The sequence below is a fragment of the Paenibacillus sp. EKM10P genome (assembly GCF_011800655.1).
GTDB lineage: Bacteria > Bacillota > Bacilli > Paenibacillales > Paenibacillaceae > Paenibacillus > Paenibacillus polymyxa.
This window is the reverse complement of sequence record NZ_JAALET010000006.1, coordinates 108,119-126,927: the sequence shown is the minus strand read 5'-3', so window position 1 is coordinate 126,927 and position 18,809 is coordinate 108,119. Positions and strand designations below refer to the sequence as shown.

Here is an 18,809-nt window from a genome sequence, read left to right as displayed (position 1 = left end):
GACAAAAAAGGCTGCCGAGAAAATCTCGACAGCCTGAACAACCGGGATTACTTTATACAGTACCCCATGTCCGATCTCCTGCCAAATATTTTTCAGTCAAAATAGACAGCAGTTGAATACCAACCTCGTTATGTCCTCCCTCAGGCAGGATCAGGTCGGCGTATTTTTTGGAAGGCTCAATAAATGCCTCGTGCATCGGCTTAACCGTCGTCAAATAGTGATCATGGATCGAATGGATGGTGCGACCGCGTTCCTCAATATCGCGAAGAACCCGACGGAGAATGCGCACATCAGGATCTGTATCCACAAATACCTTAATATCAAGCAGGCTGCGGAGTTTTTCGTCTGACAGTACGTGCAGACCTTCCAACATAACGATATGATTCGGCAGAAGCTCTACCGTCTCGTCCGTGGAACGAGCATGAACCGTAAAGTCATACACGGGCGCTTGAGTTGCTTGTCCTTTTTTCAGACATTGAAGATGCTCAATCAGCAAGTCGTTGTCAAAGGCAAACGGATGATCATAGTTGACCAAAGCACGTTCGTCATAACTCAGATGTGAATGGTCTTTATAGTAGTTATCCTGAGATATGAAAGTCACTTTATTAGATCCCAGACGCTCAACGACGGCGCGTGCGACCGTCGATTTACCGGAACCTGTACCGCCGGCAATACCAATAATAAGCATGGCGTTTCACTTACCCTTCCCTAAATGTATCCCGATACAACTCAAGTATTGTAGCACAATGCACACTTTTTTTCATCACTGTTGCACGTTGTATTTCTTCCATTTCCGTATCTTAGCTCTGAATGTTTTGAACGGTGCTACGGAGTTGATGTGAATCCATCTCGCCATAGGCCAGTTCGGATTAGTGCCTGTCCAGTTGTAAATGCCCTGGGTGAAGAGCTCTTCATGACTGAGTGTGTCCACCCAATCCAGCCACGTTTGCTCAGCCAACTTGAACATATCGCGTAATTCATATAGAGAGTGGTGGGAATAGGTCTTGTAGAATGATTGGTATAGTTCGCCTAGTCTATTCCACTTGTAATTCGGAGCGGGCATGATAACGGTTTTTCCCTCCCGTTCGTCTTTGTCCCAACTCATGACGAGATGAAGCCATCCGAGCTGGTAGGCAATCATTTCTGCGGGTGTTTTATCTACTTCGTCGATTCGAGTATCCTTGTGGCTTTCGTCGATGTCCTGGAATTCACCGTCAAACCGTAAGTAGGCGGTATGAATGGCTTCTTTTAACTGTGATTTGGAAGCGTAGTCGTAGCTAGACATCTAATCGCTCCTTTACATGAGAAATTGGTGATACTCACCCCTTTATATGTACCATTCTCAATATGACAACCGTATGTCTTATTCAAAAATAAAAAAATCTCGTTTTTTGTGATTTTATGAAACATCATTTGGTGTGTTCGCGAAAAAGAACGAAAAATTAATAGAAAAATTAAGACAAAAGATAAGTAATTAGACATATTTTAATATTTATTTAAGTGCCTATAATTATTGGAGTATAGCGATTAGGGGCCCTCATTGGTGCACGGATATGATTTCCTCCATCAATACGTTATATACCGTTTGCTTTAGTATTCATAAATCCAATTGAGAAGGGAATTGTGATATGAAATCGAGTTTATTAAAAAAATGTGCAAGTGTCGTGTTAAGCAGTACGTTGGCGTTATCTTTATCATTACCGCTATTAGGCCACGCACAGGCTGACGAGAATGTACAGGTAAGTGATGATTTTGAACAAGGAGAAGCTCAAGGCTGGTCCGCAGGTTCGGGGAACTGGTCTGTGGTCAAGGACGGGAATGGTTCTACATACCAACAATCTAGTCGAAGCGAAAGCCATTCCGTAAAAGGCAATACCTCATGGACAAATTATAGTGTGCAAGCAGATGTATATGTAAATGATTTTAATGGCTCTAATCGAGTATATGTGGCAGGTAGATACACGGATTCTAACAACTTCTATGCAGCATCGTTGTACAACAAGAAAGGCGGAGCCCTTGAGATTCGTAAAAAAGTTAATGGCTCTATGAAGACACTGGCTACTAATAAAACATACAAACTGGACACCAATACATGGTACAGAGTGAAGCTGGAGCTATCCGGTTCGGAAATCAAAATGTATGTTAATGATCAGCTGGAGTTGTCCGCAGCAGACACCAGTCTCACTGCTGGAGCTATGGGTTTGGTAACGTCCAAAGCAGTTGCCCAGTTCGATAATGTGATTGTATCAGGTGCTTCCTCGGAAGGGGAGACAAGTACACCTCCTATGAAGCCGGCTCCAGGTACAGAACAACCGACTCCTGGGGTGGACCCCAGTGTAACCTCCAAAAATAACTATAATTTGACTGGCTTTTCATATGGTAATACGGGTGGTGGGAACATCGCCGATACCGATGCCAATTACAAAAAGGTGTACAATGCTGTAGATCTCAACGAAGCATTGAAAAAAGGCAGCAAGGTTAAAGTGATTGAGATTATGAATGATCTGGACCTTGGCTGGAATGAAATTCCTAGCGCTGCGAAGGCAATGCCATTTAGTGCCAACAATCCTGTACAAACACATCCTGTTCTAAAAAAGACAGGGGTGAGCAAAGTCTATATCGAGAATATGAATGGAGTTACAATCTTCTCGGCCAATGGTGCGAAAATCAAGCATGCCGGTTTTGTCATCAAACGAAGCTCTAATCTGATTTTCCGTAACCTTGAATTTGATGAACTGTGGGAATGGGATGAAGCAACCAAAGGAAACTATGACAAAAATGACTGGGATTATATTACCATCGAAGGTGCAAGCTCTAAGGTATGGATCGACCATTGTACATTTAACAAAGCCTATGATGGCCTGGTAGATGTGAAAAAGGGCAGTAACGGAGTTACAATTTCCTGGTCCTTGTTCAAAGGAGATGACCGCAGCTCCAACAGCTGGGTAACCCAACAAGTCAATGCCATGGAAGCAGATAAGTCCTCCTACCCTATGTACGCTTATTTGAGAAGCAGTGCAGTGGGCATGAGTAAAGAAGATATCATTGATATTGCAGCAGGACAAAAGAAAGCGCATCTGGTGGGTGCCACGGAAATGGCAGGCGACAATGCGGATTTGGAAGTGACGCTGCATCATAATTATTATCTGGATATTCAGGACCGTATGCCACGTTTGCGTGGTGGTAATGCGCATGCATATAACATCGTTATGGATGATGCTGGATTGGCCAGAGCCAAAAAAAGAATTACGTCCGACATGGCCAAAGCGATCGCTGCCAAAGGATATCATTTTGACGTCGTGGGTAATGGTGCGATTTCAACAGAAAACGGCGCGGTGCTGCTAGAAAAATCGTATTTAATAGATGTGTTTTCTCCGGTGCGTAACAATCAAAAAGACCCTAATAAAGCGGATTATACAGGTAAAATCAAAGCCGAGGATGTTATCTTTTCGGACAACGGTGCCGTGTTCAGAGGCGGCAGTGACGCTGCGAATAGCCCATTAGCTCCTTATCCAGCAAAGGCTAAGAGCTTCTCTTGGAATGGGTTCACAACGTTGCCATACAGCTATACAGCCGAAGACCCTGCCAACTTGGTTGCTCAATTGCAGGCCAAGGACGGAGCGGGCGCAGGCAAGCTGAACTGGTCGAGTGAGAACTGGCTCAAAACGGTGTACAATACAGCCGCTACGAAAGACGTACAAGTGGAAGAAGATTCCGAGTAGGTAGGTAGTTTGAAAAAAGCAGTCGGGACAGATACGCTCTGTTCTGACTGCTTTTGTTGTTAAACATGTTTAGGCTGCGTTCGGTACGAACTTAACCAATAACGACAAATGAGGACACGCCAGCAGGTACGGATCTAACGCGGAATAATACTCCATCATCTCTAAAAGTACGCAGAATATAAGGCTGGTTTGTAGGTGTGCGGACTCTGTTGAATCGGGCAGTACCAAAGCGGTCGAAGCCTGCAGCTTGGACAAAGGTTCCATCTAAACGCCGGAGTGTTGCAAAAAATCCAGACGTGTTAAAAGGTACACCATCATTATTAGCCCAGATAACTGTAAATCTACGAAGGGTTTGTGTTGGACTCACATTGCGATATCTCGTAACAGGAACCTTTCTGCCCGTAGATTTCAGCGTTTGTGGAGGACGAATGGCCACTAAAAATCAACTCCTTTGTTGTGATGAGTTATTAAATGCACACAAAGGAGTGTTGGACCGTGCTATAAACTACTCTTCCTTAAAATAGGCGTATAACGAACTTAGCACCTCATTATGCCCACTCGCGCCGTAGCGTAAAGAGGTCTTTTAACGCGTCTGTAGACAGTTCCGTAATCCAGCCCTCGGTGCTGGTGATGATTTGGTCACTGAGCTGCTGCTTGCTCTCCAGCATCTCGTCAATGCGTTCCTCCAGCGTACCCAACGAGATAAATTTGTGAACCTGTACATCTTTGGTTTGTCCCATCCGGTAGGCTCGGTCTGTGGCCTGATTTTCAACAGCTGGATTCCACCAGCGATCAAAGTGAAAGACATGGTTGGCAGCTGTCAGATTGAGGCCCACCCCTCCGGCCTTGAGCGATAAAATAAACACGGACGGTTGCTCGTCAGGGGGAAGCGTGTGCGATTGGAATTGATCAATCATTCGGTCACGCGCAGTTTTGGATGTACTACCGTTCAGATAGAGCACGGGTTCTTGAAGCTCCTGAGTGAGTACCTGCTGAAGCATCTGACCCATACCAATATACTGTGTAAAAATAAGACAGCGCTCGCCCTCTTCCCGCAGCTCCTTGACCATAGCCAGAATGCGCTCCAGCTTGGATGAACGGCTAATAACCGCTTCAAGATCGGGCTGACTATAACCAGAAGCTGCTGCATCCAGGAGCGCCTCCTTAGTTAAGAGAGCAGGGTGGTCACAAAGCTGCTTCAACTGAGTCAGAGCTGATAAAATGGCTCCTTTGCGCTCAATCCCCTCCAGCTTCTGCATCCGTTCCATCAGCTCTTTAACAATCTGATCATAGAGCGCGCCCTGCTCGGAGGTGAGGTGAATGTACGTTTTCATCTCGTTCTTGTCAGGCAAATCAAGCTGTATCGCAGGGTCCTTCTTTTTGCGCCGCAGCATGAAGGGTTGAACCAGCTTTTGCAGATCCAGCGTGCGCTGCTCATTATGTTCTTTCTCAATAGCATTCATGAAGCGATTGCTAAAGGCGCGTGAGCTGCCCAGATAACCTGGATTGATGAAATCATAAATGGACCATAGCTCGGACAGCCGATTTTCAATAGGTGTTCCTGTCAACGCGATACGATGACGTGCAGGGAAGCTGCGCACAGCTGTGGATTGCTTGGTTTGCGCATTTTTAATGTTTTGCGCTTCATCCAGGCAGATCGAATCCCAAGTCATGCTCTGCAGCAGCTCTTGGTCCAGAGTTGCCGTAGCGAAGGAGGTCAGGATGACATCAGCTTGCTCGACTTTTTCGCGGAACAAGTCTCCTTGTTCTCGCTTGCTTCCATAGTGCAGCATGACCTTCAAGGAGGGAGCGAAGCGGCTGAGCTCCTTCTGCCAGTTGCCCAGCACTGAAGTCGGGCAAATCAGCAGCGAACTGGAGCGCACACCTGTCTCGGCGGCAATGTCCTGTAGGTGCAGTAAATAAGTGATAAACTGCACCGTTTTGCCGAGTCCCATATCATCGGCTAGGCACGCGCCCAATCCGAAGCGTCGCAAAAAGGCAAGCCATGCATACCCGTCCTGCTGATACGTCCGCAGCTCGGCTTGCAGCCCATCGGGTACGTCCAAAGCGGGCCATTCCGATTGCCGTCCGAGCTGGCTGATCAGCTTCAGTAGATGAGCGTTCAGCTCTACTTCCAGTCGGAAGCGTGCCGGGTCCTCCGGCTGCTCGCCCGAGGCGTCGCCTTCAGGCTCGTCAGGGTTGCCGAGCAGATGTAACTGCAGGATGTCCTGAAAGGACAATCCCTCAGCACTGTCGATCCCGTCCATGGCGCGGCGGATTTGCGCCAGCAGCGCAGGGTCGAGCGCGATCCATTGTCCGCGAAAGCGCACCAAGCGCTCGTTGCGAGCCACAAGCTCGGCGAACTCCGACTCGCTCAGATCGGCATCGCCGATGGCCACACGCCAATCGAACTGGACAATGGAGTCCAGTCCGAACAGCGAGCTGCCCTTCGTGCGCTCTCCCGCCCCTTCGCCTGGGCGAACCTTGGCCCGCAGCTTTGGCTTCTTGCGGGTGGCTGCCTCCCACCAGGCTGGCAGCAGCACCTGCCAACCGCTTTCCAGCAGACGCTGGCTGTCGGTCGTCAGGAATTGCCATGCGGCTTCGTCAGAGAGCGGGCGGCTCAGTATGTCATCACGGCTTCCGGCACGCTGCCCTGCGGGCAAAATAGCGGTCAAGCGTTCCAGCCACCCGCCTGAGCGCTCACGCACATGCGCCGTCCACGCTTCGGGCCATGAGCCGGAGGCATAACCGTCAGCGGCGAGCTGTACAGGCACCAGCAAGGCCGGGTCCTGCTTGTCCTGCAACACAAGCTTGAGCTGCCAGGACGGCTCGTCGTCCTCCAGCTCTGGCTCCAGCAGTTGCAGAAGCGGGCGAAATGGCGCGGTATCAGCTTTCCAGCCAATGGCGATCAGCCATGCCTGAGCATCCAGGCCTGCTGCGACCTGACGTTGGGGAGCGAAGAGAATCGGATATTCTCTTCGCAAGTCAGCAGCTTCCGCTTCGGTGCCGTACCAGCGCTGAAATACAGCGGCCGAGAACGCCGCTACCAGCCCATCGCGCTCGTTCTCATCCAGGCTGTCCAGCAAGGCAAGCTCTGCCGGTTGGATGTTTTCCAACGCTTCTGCATCCCACTTCCATTGCAGCTTCCCTGCCTGGAACGACGTGAAGCTGGGCACATAGGCTTTCGTTTCAATACAGTGAGCCAATGGACGGATCAGCCGAAGCCACGGGGCATTGGCCTCGTCCCAGATCCATTCGATATGCTGTAGAAGCTCCTGCTCTGCCAGAAAAGGAATCACTTGCTCCGAGGGCAGCACGATAATATCTGTGTCTTGAACATGCTGAATCTCTAGCTCGGTGCCATAAAATGAAGCCTCATGCCAAGCAAACAGACGTTGCTTCAACATTTGACCGGAAATGCTATAGTTCATGGAGGAATCGCCATAAATTAGCGCGTCTCCATAGGTAGTTAATTGGATGTGCACCGTAATCGTTTCGGTATATTGGCTCATGATAACAATTTCCCTTTCCGCAATTCCTCCTGTAGCGCCCGCAGGCGGCTGTGACGGCTGGTAAAGGTCGTGAAGAACAGCTCCCAGCGTGTTTCTTGCTTCATTTTTTTGTACAGCTTGAACAATCGCTTTAACAGTTTAACTGCCGCTTTATAGCTAGATCTGTTTTTTTCCAGCACATAACGTTCTACCGCTTGATGGTAAAAGGGCAGCAGTAACTCAGGCGCGTTCTTTTCGATGGGTTGCAGCACGCTCACCCGAAAACTCAAAGGTTCACTGCGTATGCTTAGCTGATAGTCGATCCATTGCCGCCATTTCTCATGAGCAAGCAGGGCCTCTTCATACAGCCCACCCGCAAATGGAAGCATATCCACCAGCGTGTTCCACATGTCCTGCTCTGCTTCTGGGAGATGCTGCAAAACCAGCTCCCAATGATGCATATAATCCTGTAAATGATCATCCCGATGACTATGAAGCAGGGGACCGATATGTCGCAGGCCGTCTTTGAGACGTATCCAATCTTCGCCCTGTCGCAACGCATGTAAGAACAATAGCAATTGGCTAGAGGAGATTTTTAGTGGAAAAGCTTGTTCTGCCTCATGTAGCAGCTCCCAGGCTTTAGGATTCTGCGCTTGGTAAACATACATCCAGCTCCGAGCCAGCATCCACGGAAGCCGTGCCAACGTAGCACTATGCTCCTCTTCAGCTGCATGTAAATGCTGTAATTCTTCCGTATATATGCTAGGGTCCTGCCTTGTAGGATACACCCAGTACAGCCAAAACTGATAGTACGCGTCTGAAAAATAAGTACCGTTCCGCGACTCTGTCAGCATTTTTTGACGTAAATAAGCTAAAGTTTCTGCCATACGGGCTTCATGCATCGGTTCATCAGTCAGCTCTAGTGGGCGCTCAAAATCACGCTCAATCGCCTCTTTAAGCTCATCTGCGGCGATTTGGGTGTAGTAACCCATATAGGTATGAGTGGGGTAACCCGTCATGGGGGTCTGAGGTACCAGCTTTTCCAGTACACGCAGATGAGCATGAAGTCCATATAGCTGCTGTATGCCAGGTGAGAGTGGCGGCTTCACAGCATAGATCGAAGCTAAAGCACTTTGCACATATTGGGAATTTTGAGTGTGCACATGATTAAGGGCGATACACTGATCGAACAGATCATGCCATTCGGAAACGGGCATGTCCGGTATGTTGCTTGCTTTTTTACGGAGAGCATCTCTTGTTGCTTCCTTGTGATCCGGCGAAGGGTTCGACCGGAAAGCAGGTGTGGTACGGGTGTCTGCTTTTGTGGTCAGCCGTGTGAATCCTGCCGAATGAGCGTTCACTAATGCGTGTACCGAACGTTCCTGTTCATTCGCGTAATTCAGTAATACAGCGATCATATGCTTGCAGTTGGTGCGAACAGGGCATGTACATCTGCTGGCAGCAAAAGCGCTCAAGTGAAGATCCACTTCATAGAGCTCGTTCCCGTCCACGACAGCCGCGATATGGTCAGCATCAGGCATTACGAATTCTTTGACCTTTCCCTGCTTAAAGTACTGAAAACCTCGTTTGATTGTCACATCATTAAAATGGTCAGCCACGTTTTGAATGAGCTGCTGCCACTGTATATCATCCATAAGATAGGTTGGTTTCATATGCAATAGTCTCCTAAGAGAGAATAGTTGATCTGATATTGATCTAATAGTAGCTTAACTCTTCCATTATATCAGTTCACGAATGTAATTGAGTGGAGGGGGCAGTTGGAAAATTTCGAGGAATAACCGCTGGCTAAAAAGTAAAACCCCTTACGCTATAGCATAAGGGGAGGAGTCATCGGGAAGAGCGAGGAGATGCCCTTTACTGTTTTTCATCCGTTTTTTCTGTTCGATGGAAGACCATAGAGATGACAAGAAGCACTGAAGGTACTGCTGCACATACAACAATTCCAACATAACCTATTATTTTATCGAAGTTGCCTATTTCAATAAAATTTTGGGGATACATGCTCAGGCAAAATAATATAATTAACGGGAGATAACAGATATACCTGTTCCACTTTTGGGTGAGCTGGCTGATTCCAGTAACAATATAGAAATAATAATTTGAGGCGGTCATGAAGATTTTGATCGTCCACAAAATAATAAATAATATTTCAAATCGTTCCAGGAACGCACCGGGGAATTCAATTTGCTGTGCAAAAGAAACGACGGGCCACTGCAATCGGGAAACTTCTTCTACTGACATACAGCCAATGACCATCGTTACCATTAAAATATACAAACCCATTGCAATCGAGTAGCCAATCCACCCGGCCTTCCATGCTTTTTGTGGGTGGGTCATCACATTAGTTAATATAAGGATCGATTCAAAACCCATTGTAGAGAAAGGTATAACTTTAAGTGATTCAAAGATCGGACGCCAACCTTTATGGAAAACAGGGCGCAAATTATCAAGATTAAAATGGTTGATATTAAGAATGATCAACAATAAAAAAACAATAAAGGTTAAAGGAAAAAAAAGCTCGATCAATCGCACCATTGCATGGAGACCGCCCCAGGTCAAATACCCAATAAGCAGAAGAAACGGCAAGAGAATCATGCTTATCGGGGTTCTCTCCAGTGCAAGACCTTTGAGGAATTCCGCCATCATTCTACATACAAGAGAGCAGATCATCGTGCAAAATACAATAAATGCGATATTGATCAGAAAGCCGATGAATTTACCTGCAATCACAGGATTGAACTCATAGAACGTCTTCCCTGGAAATCTATGGCACAATTTAACGTGGATAAAAATGACGCCGATCCCAAGCAGAGTTGCCAGCAAAAGTCCCTGCCACACGTCGGGTGTTTGCGTCTTCTCCGCAATGGTTCTTGGTAAACTGACAATACCCACAGCATACACAGTCGAAGTGACGGTAAATAAGGCTTGCGTGGTGGATATCTTTTCCTGTTTCATGGAAGGTATGTTAGACATTTACTCACCCTCTTCTTTTGAATAGGCACCAGTTCGCTCTATCTGTACTTTAGCCTTAACATTGATCGGTATTTCACTGAATGTATCTTGCCAATTTTCCTTTACCTGATCCCAGTAAGCGGGATAGTTCACTTTACCATGTGTTGTTTCGTTTTTGAGTCCTCAATTCTAATAATTGAGCCCTTCGTTTTTCCCAGCATCCAGTTGATTCCGATGACATCCTCTTCGTCCAGCCAATAAGCAAATTTCTTCGTTTTGCCGCTGACCAGAGCTGCGCCAGAGAAGTGGTTGCCTCCATTGGTTTCTATGCCTTGAACGATGAAGTCAGCTCCTTGTGAGATATGCGTAGAAATTTCCCCTAATGTTATTCTATAAGGTATTTTTGAGTTTAAATTGCTGTTTTTAGCCATTGCTTCAAGGTCAATAGAAGGGATCTCTTGATGTTTACCGATCTTATTGAGCGCTTCTTTTGCATTGCCTTTTATGATCATAACAAGTGATTTTCGACTTGGTTTATAGGAGCGAGTAAACGTATCTAACAACTGGTCGATTCTTCTTTTTTGTATAGCTTGGTCACTAATCAAAATCAGGCGAATAAAACTATATAAAGGAGCACGGGATACCTGCTTGGCCTGTTCCCTGGAAGCAGACTGGATGGAATCCTTGTTAAAGGTTGTTACGTTGCTGTACATATTTTTTTTGGATTTCTGCACGATTAAGTGCTGGTAGGTAAGTTCCAGCATATCCTGCTGATCCATATCAATGGCGACACCTTGAATAATACTCAAGTTATCGATCTCTCTGCTATCCCAACAACCGGTGAGGAGAGCACACACGATCCATGCGGCAAAGCATTTTTGCACCCAGAGGGTGCGACGAAACAGAAAGGCGTAAGAAATCATAGGTTTACTTCCTTTTCCTGTTAGAATGTGTTTCGTCCTGTGTTTTTAGCATGATCGGACGCTTTCTGAGGTATTTAAAAGGAACCCGTATCAAGGTGTCTTGTTGATCTCTTAGCCGAACAGGGGCCAGGGGTGACATGTAAGGAACTCCAAAGCTTTTGATCTGGACCATGTGTACGCCTAAAAAAATAAAGGCTAAAATTACTCCATACAGCCCATAAACCCCTGCGATCATCATAATGGGAAAACGAAGAAGCCGGATTCCGATACTGCCGCTGTACTGCGGGCTTGCAAAGGACGCAATGGCAGTAAGACCAACAACAATAATCAGAAAAGCACTTACAACCGCCGCCTCGACAGCTGCTTGTCCAATAACAAGACCGCCTACAATACCGATGACCTGTCCTATCCCTTTGGGTAGCCGCAGACTTGCCTCACGCAATATTTCCAATGCCACTTCCATAATTAAAGCCTCCACAAAAACGGGAAAAGGGATTCCCTCCCTTGAGGCAACGATAGATATGACCAGCTCAGGCGGGATTAATCCAGGATGGAAAGAAATGAGTGCAACGTACAACGAAGGCAGGAATGTTGCAATGAACAACGCCATTAAACGAAGCATACGGAAAAATGTTCCTAAAGGAAAACGCTCATAATAATCCTCTGGGGATTGAGCCAGCATCCAGAAGGTCATGGGAGCAATTAGGACAAAAGGGGTGCCATCTAGCATAATGACAACCCTCCCTGACATTAAGGCCGTTATCGCTTTATCCGAGCGTTCAGAGGCTTGAATCTGGGGAAACGGAGACCATGGATGTTCCTCGATCCATTGCTCAATAACCCCGGTATCAGAAGCATCATCCACATCAATCGTTTTGACTCTTCGCTTCACTTCCTGAACTAGCTCCGGATTTGTGATATCCGATATGTACAAGATTGCTAATTTACGGGAGGATCTCCTTCCAATGGTTATTTTGTCTATTCTGAAACTAATATCTTTGATGTGCCTTCTAACCATTGCCAGGTTACTTTCCAAATCCTCAATAAAACCTTCCCTTGGTCCTCTAACCAAAGTTTCGGTGCTGGGTTCATCAACACTTCGCGAAGGAAATTTGCCTGTAGAAGCAAAAAAAACATCATCCGTTCCTTCGATCAGCAGACAAGTATATCCCGATAATACTTTGCTTACACACGTCTCAAGGTCTGTCCCTTCTGTCATATCGATCGTAAATGCTGTCTGCTGTATCAACTCCTCCTTTATTTTCTCAGGATTAACTTGGGAGTGGTTTTCACGGACTCCAGTTAAAATGAGCGGCTTGACGATTTGTTCGTTAATCATACTTGTATCCGCAATACCGGAGAGATAGATCATAATGACATGAATTCCCGTTTGGCCTACATTCATTTTTTTGAAGACGACATCAGGAAGATGACCCAGGGTCTTTTCAAGATAATCTAATTTCGCCTCGAGTGATCTTGCCAATGACGCTTCCCCCTTCAAAAAACTTAAAGCATGATATGCATGTAATAAGTGTAAAATAGTGATAAATATTCATGAATCCTTTTGTACAGTACAAGAAAAAAACGAACACCTAATGGTGTTCGTCTCTAGTCATACATAACGTCATATGAACTTAATCAGAATGAGATCATTTTTTGAACTCGTAAAAATGTTCCTCCAGCATACTCAAAGAAAGCTCGGCTGTAGTGGCTACCACGATATCCGCACCTTGCATTTGCGAAGGCGTTCCTACACCGACCGCGAACATCCCGGCGCCCTTGATCGCCTGAATGCCGGCCTGTGCGTCTTCTATGCCGATACAATCGGCAGGCTGAACGCCCAAATTCGCAGCTCCGGCGAGGAAAATTTCTGGGTCAGGCTTGCCATTCCGAATGGCCGTAACATCCACCACACTGTCAAAATAGTGTGCTAGCTCCAGCCGATCCAGTATAAACGCTGCATTTTTGCTCGCAGAGGCGAGCGCGATGCCGATTCGGGCTTCACGAAGCTCCTTCAGAAGCGCTTTAATACCGGGAAGAACGTCTGCGGGAGTTAAAGCTGAGATAAGCCGCTGATACTCGGTGTTTTTTTGCATGGCCAGTTCTTGCTTGCCTTCTTCTGATAACGTATCGGACAGGTTACCACGCACTAGTATTTTTTCGAGTGATTCCGTACGGCTGATTCCTTTTAACTGTTCATTAAATTCCCGATCAAAAGGGATGCTGAGCGCTGCCGCCAAGCTGCCCCATGCCTGAAAATGATATTCAGCCGTATCTGTAATGACTCCGTCCAGATCAAAAATAACTGCTTTCATATGCTTTCCCCCTGTCTGGTCCATTTATGAAGCACTGTTCGCCATTAACGATTGCCCACTGGTAATGTGCGTTGGCTGTCCATACAGCTCCAGCGTCAGCGGTTCTCCGTCCAGCAGGGTAATGATTACTTCACCCTCCTGTACGAGAATACTTAGCAAGCGGCCGCGATAGTTGATTTTAAACGTATATTTGTTCCAGTCCTTCGGTAGAAAAGGGGAAAAGCTGAGTGTTTCATTATAGGTTCTCATCCCGGCAAATCCCTGTACAATCGCCAGCCAGCTTCCTGTCATGGAGGTGATATGGAGTCCGTCTTCGGTATCGTTATTATAGTTATCCAGATCCAGACGGGCCGTCCGTTTATACATTTCGACTGCCTTATCTTCCATTTTGAGTTCAGCGGCCAGCACGGCATGAATCGAAGGAGATAGACTGGATTCATGAACGGTCATCGGCTCGTAAAATGCAAAATTTCGCGCTTTTTCCTCCAGCGTGAACTGGTCTCCAAAGAAATAGAGCCCTTGCAGCACATCTGCTTGCTTAATGAAGCAGGAACGTAGGATTTTATCCCATGACCATTTCTGATTAAGTGGCAGATTGCTCGGATGCAAAGTGGATACAGGCTGCAAATCTTTATCCATAAAAGTATCGTGCTGTACGAAGACGCCCCGCTCTTCATCATACGGATAATACATGTTGTTGATGATATCTTGCCAATGTGCAAGCTCATCAGCTGTAACTGCCAGACGCTGCGCTTTCTCAGTCGAAATTTGAGGCAAGACCGATAATGTATATTTCAGAACCCACGCAGCCAACGTATTGGTATACCAGTTGTTATTGACGTTATTCTCGTATTCGTTCGGCCCGGTAACCCCGTGGATCATATACTGCTGACGACTGTTAGAAAAATGAACTCGATCGGCCCAGAAGCGGCTAATTTCGACTAGTACATCGATTCCGTAGTCATGCAGATAGGTCAAGTCCCCCGTATAATTGGTGTAATTGTAAATGGCATAAGCAATCGCACCGTTACGATGAATTTCCTCGAAGGTAATTTCCCATTCGTTATGGCATTCCACGCCTGTAAAAGTGACCATAGGGTACAATGCCCCTCGAAGCCCTTGCTGGGCTGCGTTATGCTTGGCACCTTCCAGTTGTTGGTGACGGTACAGCAACAGATTTCGCGTTACGTCCGGGTCTGCAAGCGCCAGGTACATAGGTACGGCATATGCTTCTGTATCCCAATAGGTGGCACCGCCATATTTTTCACCCGTAAAGCCCTTCGGTCCAATATTTAGACGGGCATCTTCACCGTAGTACGTAGAGAATAGCTGAAAAATGTTAAAACGTATTCCCTGTTGGGCCTCCGTATCCCCCTCAATTTCGACATCTGCCTTGTCCCAGCGTCTGGCCCAAGCGTCGATATGCTCTTGCTTTAGAGAGGTGTAGCCTTTGTTGACAGCTTCCACGGCGATGCGTTCACCTTGCGGAATCAATGCATCCTTTTCCATATCGCGTGAAGTGGTGACGGCTACAATTTTTTGCAGTTGGATACGGTCACCTGGCGAGACGTTATATTGATAGTGGCGTGCAGCATACAAAAAGCCCTCTTCCGTCGTCTGCTCATCTTGCCCCTCGGTTACAATACCCATGGTAGCGTTTACGGTAAAGCGCGGAATACCGAAGGGATTATCTATCGTCGTTGTGGACAGGCTGATGAATTGCTCTTGAACCTCACGGGCCTCTTCCAGCCAAAATACCTCGTCATAGTTGGTGTCCTCATTTTTCGTATTGCCGTCCAAATAAGGAACAAGCTCAATGCTTAAAGGCTGATCGCTTATATTTTCGACCTGATAATCAATCAGGCATAATTCACGTGTAGTAATGCTCAGAAAACGCTCTGTAGTGATACGAACCTGGTCGTTCACAGTACAAGCGCGCCGCAGGATTCCCTGCTTCATGTCCAGCTCCTGCACAAAATCGCTGATCTGTGCCGTAAATAAGTCCACTTCCTCTTGGTTTACAATCAGACGGATGCCGATGAAATTCATGGCATTGATGACCTTGCCAAAATATTCAGGATAGCCGTTCTTCCACCAGCCTACCTTTGTTTTGTCAGGGAACCATATACCGGAGATATACGTCCCTTGATGATGATCCCCTGAATAAGTTTCTTCAAAATTGCCGCGCATGCCCATATAACCGTTGCCTATGGACGTTAAGCTTTCCTGTAATCGCATGTGTGTGCTATGTAGAGTGTGTGTTGTCAGCTTCCAACTATCTACGTCAAATAATCGGTTGTAAACCATGATTGCGTACCCCTCTCGGAAAATGAGATCGTTGTTTTAACGGAACCAATATATGAGCGAGTTCAGTATATAGCGCAACCGTTTGCCCTGTCAACGCAAAAAAAACTGATTTTATGAATATCCACAAAATCAGTTCTTGTTCATTTCTTAGAGATTCATAGTGTCTGGCTTGATTTGCGCTCTACAATTCGGTGGGGAACAATGATGTGCTTGGTCAATTCTTTCGGGTCTTTAATTTTTTCGATCAGACTTTTGGCAGCCTGATAACCAAGGCTGAAGATATCAATATCCACGGAAGTAAGAGGGGGATTCATCAGCTCAGCCAGCATCAAGTTATTAAAGCTCACCATGGAGAGCTGCTCTGGCATGGATACGCCTAACTGAGCAAGCATTTTCTGTACGGCCATGGCTACAAGGTCATCGCTAACGATCATCGCTGTAGGTGGCGGGGAAGCCTGTAATAACGTGCGCATGTCCTCCAGATTAAAGGGCTCCCTAACCACGTATTCTTTTGGTAGAGGCAAGCCAGCCTCTCGTAGTGCATCTTGGTAGCCTCGGAGTCTTTCAAGATTTACGATGTGTTCCTGATCACCGCCAACATAAGCAATGCGCTCATGCTTCAGCCCCGTCAAATAAGTGACCACATCTTTGGCAGCCTGGTAGTTATCGTTGTCTACATGGGTAGTTTCACTGACAAACTGCTGAGGCTTGCCGATGACGGTATAGGGGATTTTCTCTTTATGAAGATACTCCACGATGCTGTCCTTTTGCTTGGAGTACAGGACAATGTAGCCGTCAACGCGTCCGGTCCGGGTCATCAACTTTACGCGGGATAGCAATTCATCACTCGTCTTGCCTGTGACAATCGACAGTGTATAGTTGTGCTCGTTTACCCATTCGCTGATCCCGCGTAGGCTTTCTGGAAAGAAAGGATTCTGAAAGATCGCCACGTCCGATTCAGGCATAATAATGCCTATCGACTGTGTGACACGGTTAGCCAGGCTTTGAGCGGAATAGTTGGGTTCATAGCCAAGCGCCTTCATTTCTTTGCGAACGCGTGCCTTGGTGGCTTCGCTGATTTTGGGGCTGTCTTGAATGACACGGGATACGGTGGAAGTAGCAACTTTAGCACGTTTTGCGACATCTTTGATGGTTACTGCCATCGTCTTCGTCTCCTTTTGCTATCTCAAGCAGAAAATATTATGTTCTATCATACGATATTGCTCCAATTTCAACAAATTAGCGGCTTTTTCGAGTATTTCTATCATCATTAACCAAGATATTTATAACTAGGGTATTGCCAATAGAAAGCGATATCATTATAATAATCGTGCAACCGATTGCATAATATTTTTTATTGAGCACTACCCATGCTATACATACTATAAGGGATGGAGACTGAACGAGCATGAAAAAACTTCTATCATTTGATTTTTGGCAAAAGCTTGGGAAGGCACTTCTTGTGGTTGTTGCTGTCATGCCAGCAGCCGGGATTATGATTTCACTTGGTAAAGTAGTAGCGATGTTGGCTGGCGATATTCATTTCTGGGTGACTGTCGGCGGGGTCATGGAGAATCTGGGTTGGGGTATTATCAACAACTTACACATCCTGTTTGCCGTGGCGATTGGTGGTTCCTGGGCTAAGGAACGAGCGGGCGGAGCTTTTGCGGCCTTAATTGCTTTTGTTCTCATCAATATTTCAACAGGAACGATTTTGGGCGTATCCTCGAAGATGCTAACACAAGAGGGAGCAACTACCCATACCCTCTTCGGTGCAACGATTCCAGTTAGTGGTTATTTCACCTCTATTTTGGGGGCGCCTGCACTCAATATGGGCGTGTTTGTCGGTATCATCTCCGGCTTCGTTGGGGCCGTGGTATTTAATAAATATTATAATTACCGCAAGCTCCCCGATGCTCTAGCTTTTTTTAACGGTAAGCGTTTTGTTCCTTTTGTCGTGATTTTATGGTCTGTAATCGTTAGTTTGATCATGTCTGCTGTCTGGCCATTTGTCCAAGGAGGGATTAACCAATTTGGCGTCTGGTTGGCGACTTCGGGAGAGTCGGCTCCTTTTGTAGCGCCGTTTGTCTATGGTACACTAGAAAGACTGCTGATTCCTTTTGGTCTTCATCATATGCTGACCGTTCCTATTAACTATACTCAACTTGGTGGCGTTTACACGGTGCTCACGGGTTCTGGAGCAGGAAGCGTTGTTGCTGGGCAAGACCCGCTGTGGCTGGCTTGGGCTAGTGATCTCAGTGCACTTCGTGGTACGGATCCGGCAGCCTACAACAGCTTGCTGGGAGACGTAACGCCTGCCCGCTTCAAAGTAGGACAGATGATCGGCGGAGCGGGTATCCTTATGGGGCTGGCCGTGGCTATGTATCGCCGCGTAGATAAAGATAAACGCAGCAAGTACAAGTCAATGATTTTCTCTGCAGCAGCAGCCGTCTTTTTAACAGGGGTGACGGAGCCGCTGGAGTTCATGTTTATGTTCGTAGCGCCCGTGTTGTATGTAGTTTATGCTATTCTTACCGGAATCGCGTTCGGAATGGCTGATATCATACATCTGCGTTTACATTCATTTGGTATGATTGAACTGCTGACTCGATTGCCATTGTCTATAAATGCGGGGTTGGTACAGGATATAATCAACTTCGTGCTGACTTGTGTTGTGTTTGCGGTAGCAACCTACTTTATCGCGTATTTTATGATCGGTAAATTCAAAATGGCTACGCCAGGAAGACTGGGGAACTATACGGATGAGGAGCCTCAAGCGACTTCCGAGGCAGAGAGTACATTAACGGATGGTGTGGCAGCGGTTTCAACTCAAAATCAATTGGCTGCGGATATCATCAAGACACTTGGGGGTGAGCAGAACATTGTCGAGGTGGATGCTTGCATGACCCGTCTGCGTGTGACGGTGAAGGATACAGAAGCTGTCGGGGATGAAAAGACGTGGAAAGCGCTAGGCGCCTTGGGCTTAATTAAAGTAGATAATGGGGTACAAGCGGTTTACGGACCAAAGGCCGATGTGCTTAAATCAGATATACAAGACATACTCAATAGGTGATTAGC

General features: G+C 46.7%; 14 protein-coding genes. 2 read left to right on the top strand and 12 right to left on the bottom strand.

What is annotated here, in order from left to right; translation table 11 throughout:
• Window positions 1–52 precede the first annotated feature (52 nt).
• Both udk and HFE01_RS16355 read right to left on the bottom strand, forming a co-directional pair.
• A complete protein-coding gene (gene udk, locus HFE01_RS16360; protein WP_013368919.1) occupies window positions 53–688 on the bottom strand; it encodes a uridine kinase in 636 nt (211 codons plus the stop codon).
• Window positions 689–763: 75 nt separating this feature from the next.
• The gene (locus HFE01_RS16355) at window positions 764–1,285 is read right to left on the bottom strand and encodes a ClbS/DfsB family four-helix bundle protein (protein WP_107734441.1); all 522 of its coding nucleotides are present in this window, start codon (window positions 1,283–1,285) and stop codon (window positions 764–766) included.
• Window positions 1,286–1,628: 343 nt separating this feature from the next.
• Between HFE01_RS16355 and HFE01_RS16350 the strand changes: the two genes are divergently transcribed.
• Window positions 1,629–3,722, top strand: a complete 2,094-nt coding sequence (locus tag HFE01_RS16350) for a pectate lyase family protein (RefSeq protein ID WP_107734442.1) — start codon at window positions 1,629–1,631, stop codon at window positions 3,720–3,722.
• 91 nt (window positions 3,723–3,813) lie between these two features.
• On the opposite strand, the gene HFE01_RS16345 is transcribed toward HFE01_RS16350, so the two are convergent.
• The 10 genes from HFE01_RS16345 to HFE01_RS16305 form a co-directional block, all read right to left on the bottom strand.
• Window positions 3,814–4,158, bottom strand: coding sequence for a hypothetical protein (locus HFE01_RS16345; RefSeq protein WP_016820169.1), 345 nt, complete (start codon window positions 4,156–4,158; stop codon window positions 3,814–3,816).
• 112 nt (window positions 4,159–4,270) lie between these two features.
• The gene (locus tag HFE01_RS16340) at window positions 4,271–7,234 is read right to left on the bottom strand and encodes a DEAD/DEAH box helicase (RefSeq protein WP_167438540.1); all 2,964 of its coding nucleotides are present in this window, start codon (window positions 7,232–7,234) and stop codon (window positions 4,271–4,273) included.
• Complete coding sequence (locus HFE01_RS16335; RefSeq protein WP_167438541.1) at window positions 7,231–8,886, bottom strand: SWIM zinc finger family protein; 1,656 nt, start codon at window positions 8,884–8,886, stop codon at window positions 7,231–7,233. The genes HFE01_RS16340 and HFE01_RS16335 overlap by 4 nt, the downstream gene beginning before the upstream one ends.
• A gap of 202 nt (window positions 8,887–9,088) precedes the next feature.
• On the bottom strand, window positions 9,089–10,189 hold the full coding sequence (locus HFE01_RS16330; RefSeq protein WP_243208206.1) for a GerAB/ArcD/ProY family transporter: 1,101 nt from the start codon (window positions 10,187–10,189) through the stop codon (window positions 9,089–9,091).
• 18 nt (window positions 10,190–10,207) lie between these two features.
• Complete coding sequence (locus tag HFE01_RS27365; RefSeq protein WP_243208205.1) at window positions 10,208–10,339, bottom strand: Ger(x)C family spore germination C-terminal domain-containing protein; 132 nt, start codon at window positions 10,337–10,339, stop codon at window positions 10,208–10,210.
• On the bottom strand, window positions 10,336–11,109 hold the full coding sequence (locus tag HFE01_RS16325) for a Ger(x)C family spore germination protein (protein ID WP_243208204.1): 774 nt from the start codon (window positions 11,107–11,109) through the stop codon (window positions 10,336–10,338). Before HFE01_RS16325 ends, HFE01_RS27365 begins: the two co-directional genes overlap by 4 nt.
• Window positions 11,110–11,113: 4 nt before the next feature.
• On the bottom strand, window positions 11,114–12,592 hold the full coding sequence (locus HFE01_RS16320; RefSeq protein ID WP_167438543.1) for a spore germination protein: 1,479 nt from the start codon (window positions 12,590–12,592) through the stop codon (window positions 11,114–11,116).
• Between the two features lie 166 nt (window positions 12,593–12,758).
• The gene (gene pgmB, locus HFE01_RS16315) at window positions 12,759–13,424 is read right to left on the bottom strand and encodes a beta-phosphoglucomutase (protein ID WP_017425635.1); all 666 of its coding nucleotides are present in this window, start codon (window positions 13,422–13,424) and stop codon (window positions 12,759–12,761) included.
• A gap of 24 nt (window positions 13,425–13,448) precedes the next feature.
• Window positions 13,449–15,731 (bottom strand): glycoside hydrolase family 65 protein, encoded by a 2,283-nt coding sequence (locus HFE01_RS16310; protein ID WP_016820176.1) that lies wholly within the window; start codon window positions 15,729–15,731, stop codon window positions 13,449–13,451.
• 155 nt (window positions 15,732–15,886) lie between these two features.
• Complete coding sequence (locus tag HFE01_RS16305; RefSeq protein WP_017425636.1) at window positions 15,887–16,894, bottom strand: LacI family DNA-binding transcriptional regulator; 1,008 nt, start codon at window positions 16,892–16,894, stop codon at window positions 15,887–15,889.
• Window positions 16,895–17,139: 245 nt separating this feature from the next.
• On the opposite strand from HFE01_RS16305, the gene HFE01_RS16300 reads away from it, so the two are divergent.
• Entirely contained in the window at window positions 17,140–18,804 is a 1,665-nt protein-coding gene (locus HFE01_RS16300) for a PTS transporter subunit IIBC (RefSeq protein WP_016820178.1), read from the top strand.
• The last annotated feature ends 5 nt before the right edge of the window (window positions 18,805–18,809 follow it).

Bases quoted from the DNA above. Each gene is read 5' to 3' on its own strand.
- HFE01_RS16305 (WP_017425636.1), bottom strand. From the start codon at position 16,894: ATGGCAGTAACCATCAAAGATGTCGCAAAACGTGCTAAAGTTGCTACT.
- HFE01_RS16355 (WP_107734441.1), bottom strand. From the start codon at position 1,285: ATGTCTAGCTACGACTACGCTTCCAAATCACAGTTAAAAGAAGCCATT.
- pgmB (WP_017425635.1), bottom strand. From the start codon at position 13,424: ATGAAAGCAGTTATTTTTGATCTGGACGGAGTCATTACAGATACGGCT.
- HFE01_RS16330 (WP_243208206.1), bottom strand. From the start codon at position 10,189: ATGAAACAGGAAAAGATATCCACCACGCAAGCCTTATTTACCGTCACT.
- HFE01_RS16310 (WP_016820176.1), bottom strand. From the start codon at position 15,731: ATGGTTTACAACCGATTATTTGACGTAGATAGTTGGAAGCTGACAACA.
- HFE01_RS16340 (WP_167438540.1), bottom strand. From the start codon at position 7,234: ATGAGCCAATATACCGAAACGATTACGGTGCACATCCAATTAACTACC.
- HFE01_RS16350 (WP_107734442.1), top strand. From the start codon at position 1,629: ATGAAATCGAGTTTATTAAAAAAATGTGCAAGTGTCGTGTTAAGCAGT.
- HFE01_RS16335 (WP_167438541.1), bottom strand. From the start codon at position 8,886: ATGAAACCAACCTATCTTATGGATGATATACAGTGGCAGCAGCTCATT.
- HFE01_RS16300 (WP_016820178.1), top strand. From the start codon at position 17,140: ATGAAAAAACTTCTATCATTTGATTTTTGGCAAAAGCTTGGGAAGGCA.
- HFE01_RS16325 (WP_243208204.1), bottom strand. From the start codon at position 11,109: ATGATTTCTTACGCCTTTCTGTTTCGTCGCACCCTCTGGGTGCAAAAA.
- udk (WP_013368919.1), bottom strand. From the start codon at position 688: ATGCTTATTATTGGTATTGCCGGCGGTACAGGTTCCGGTAAATCGACG.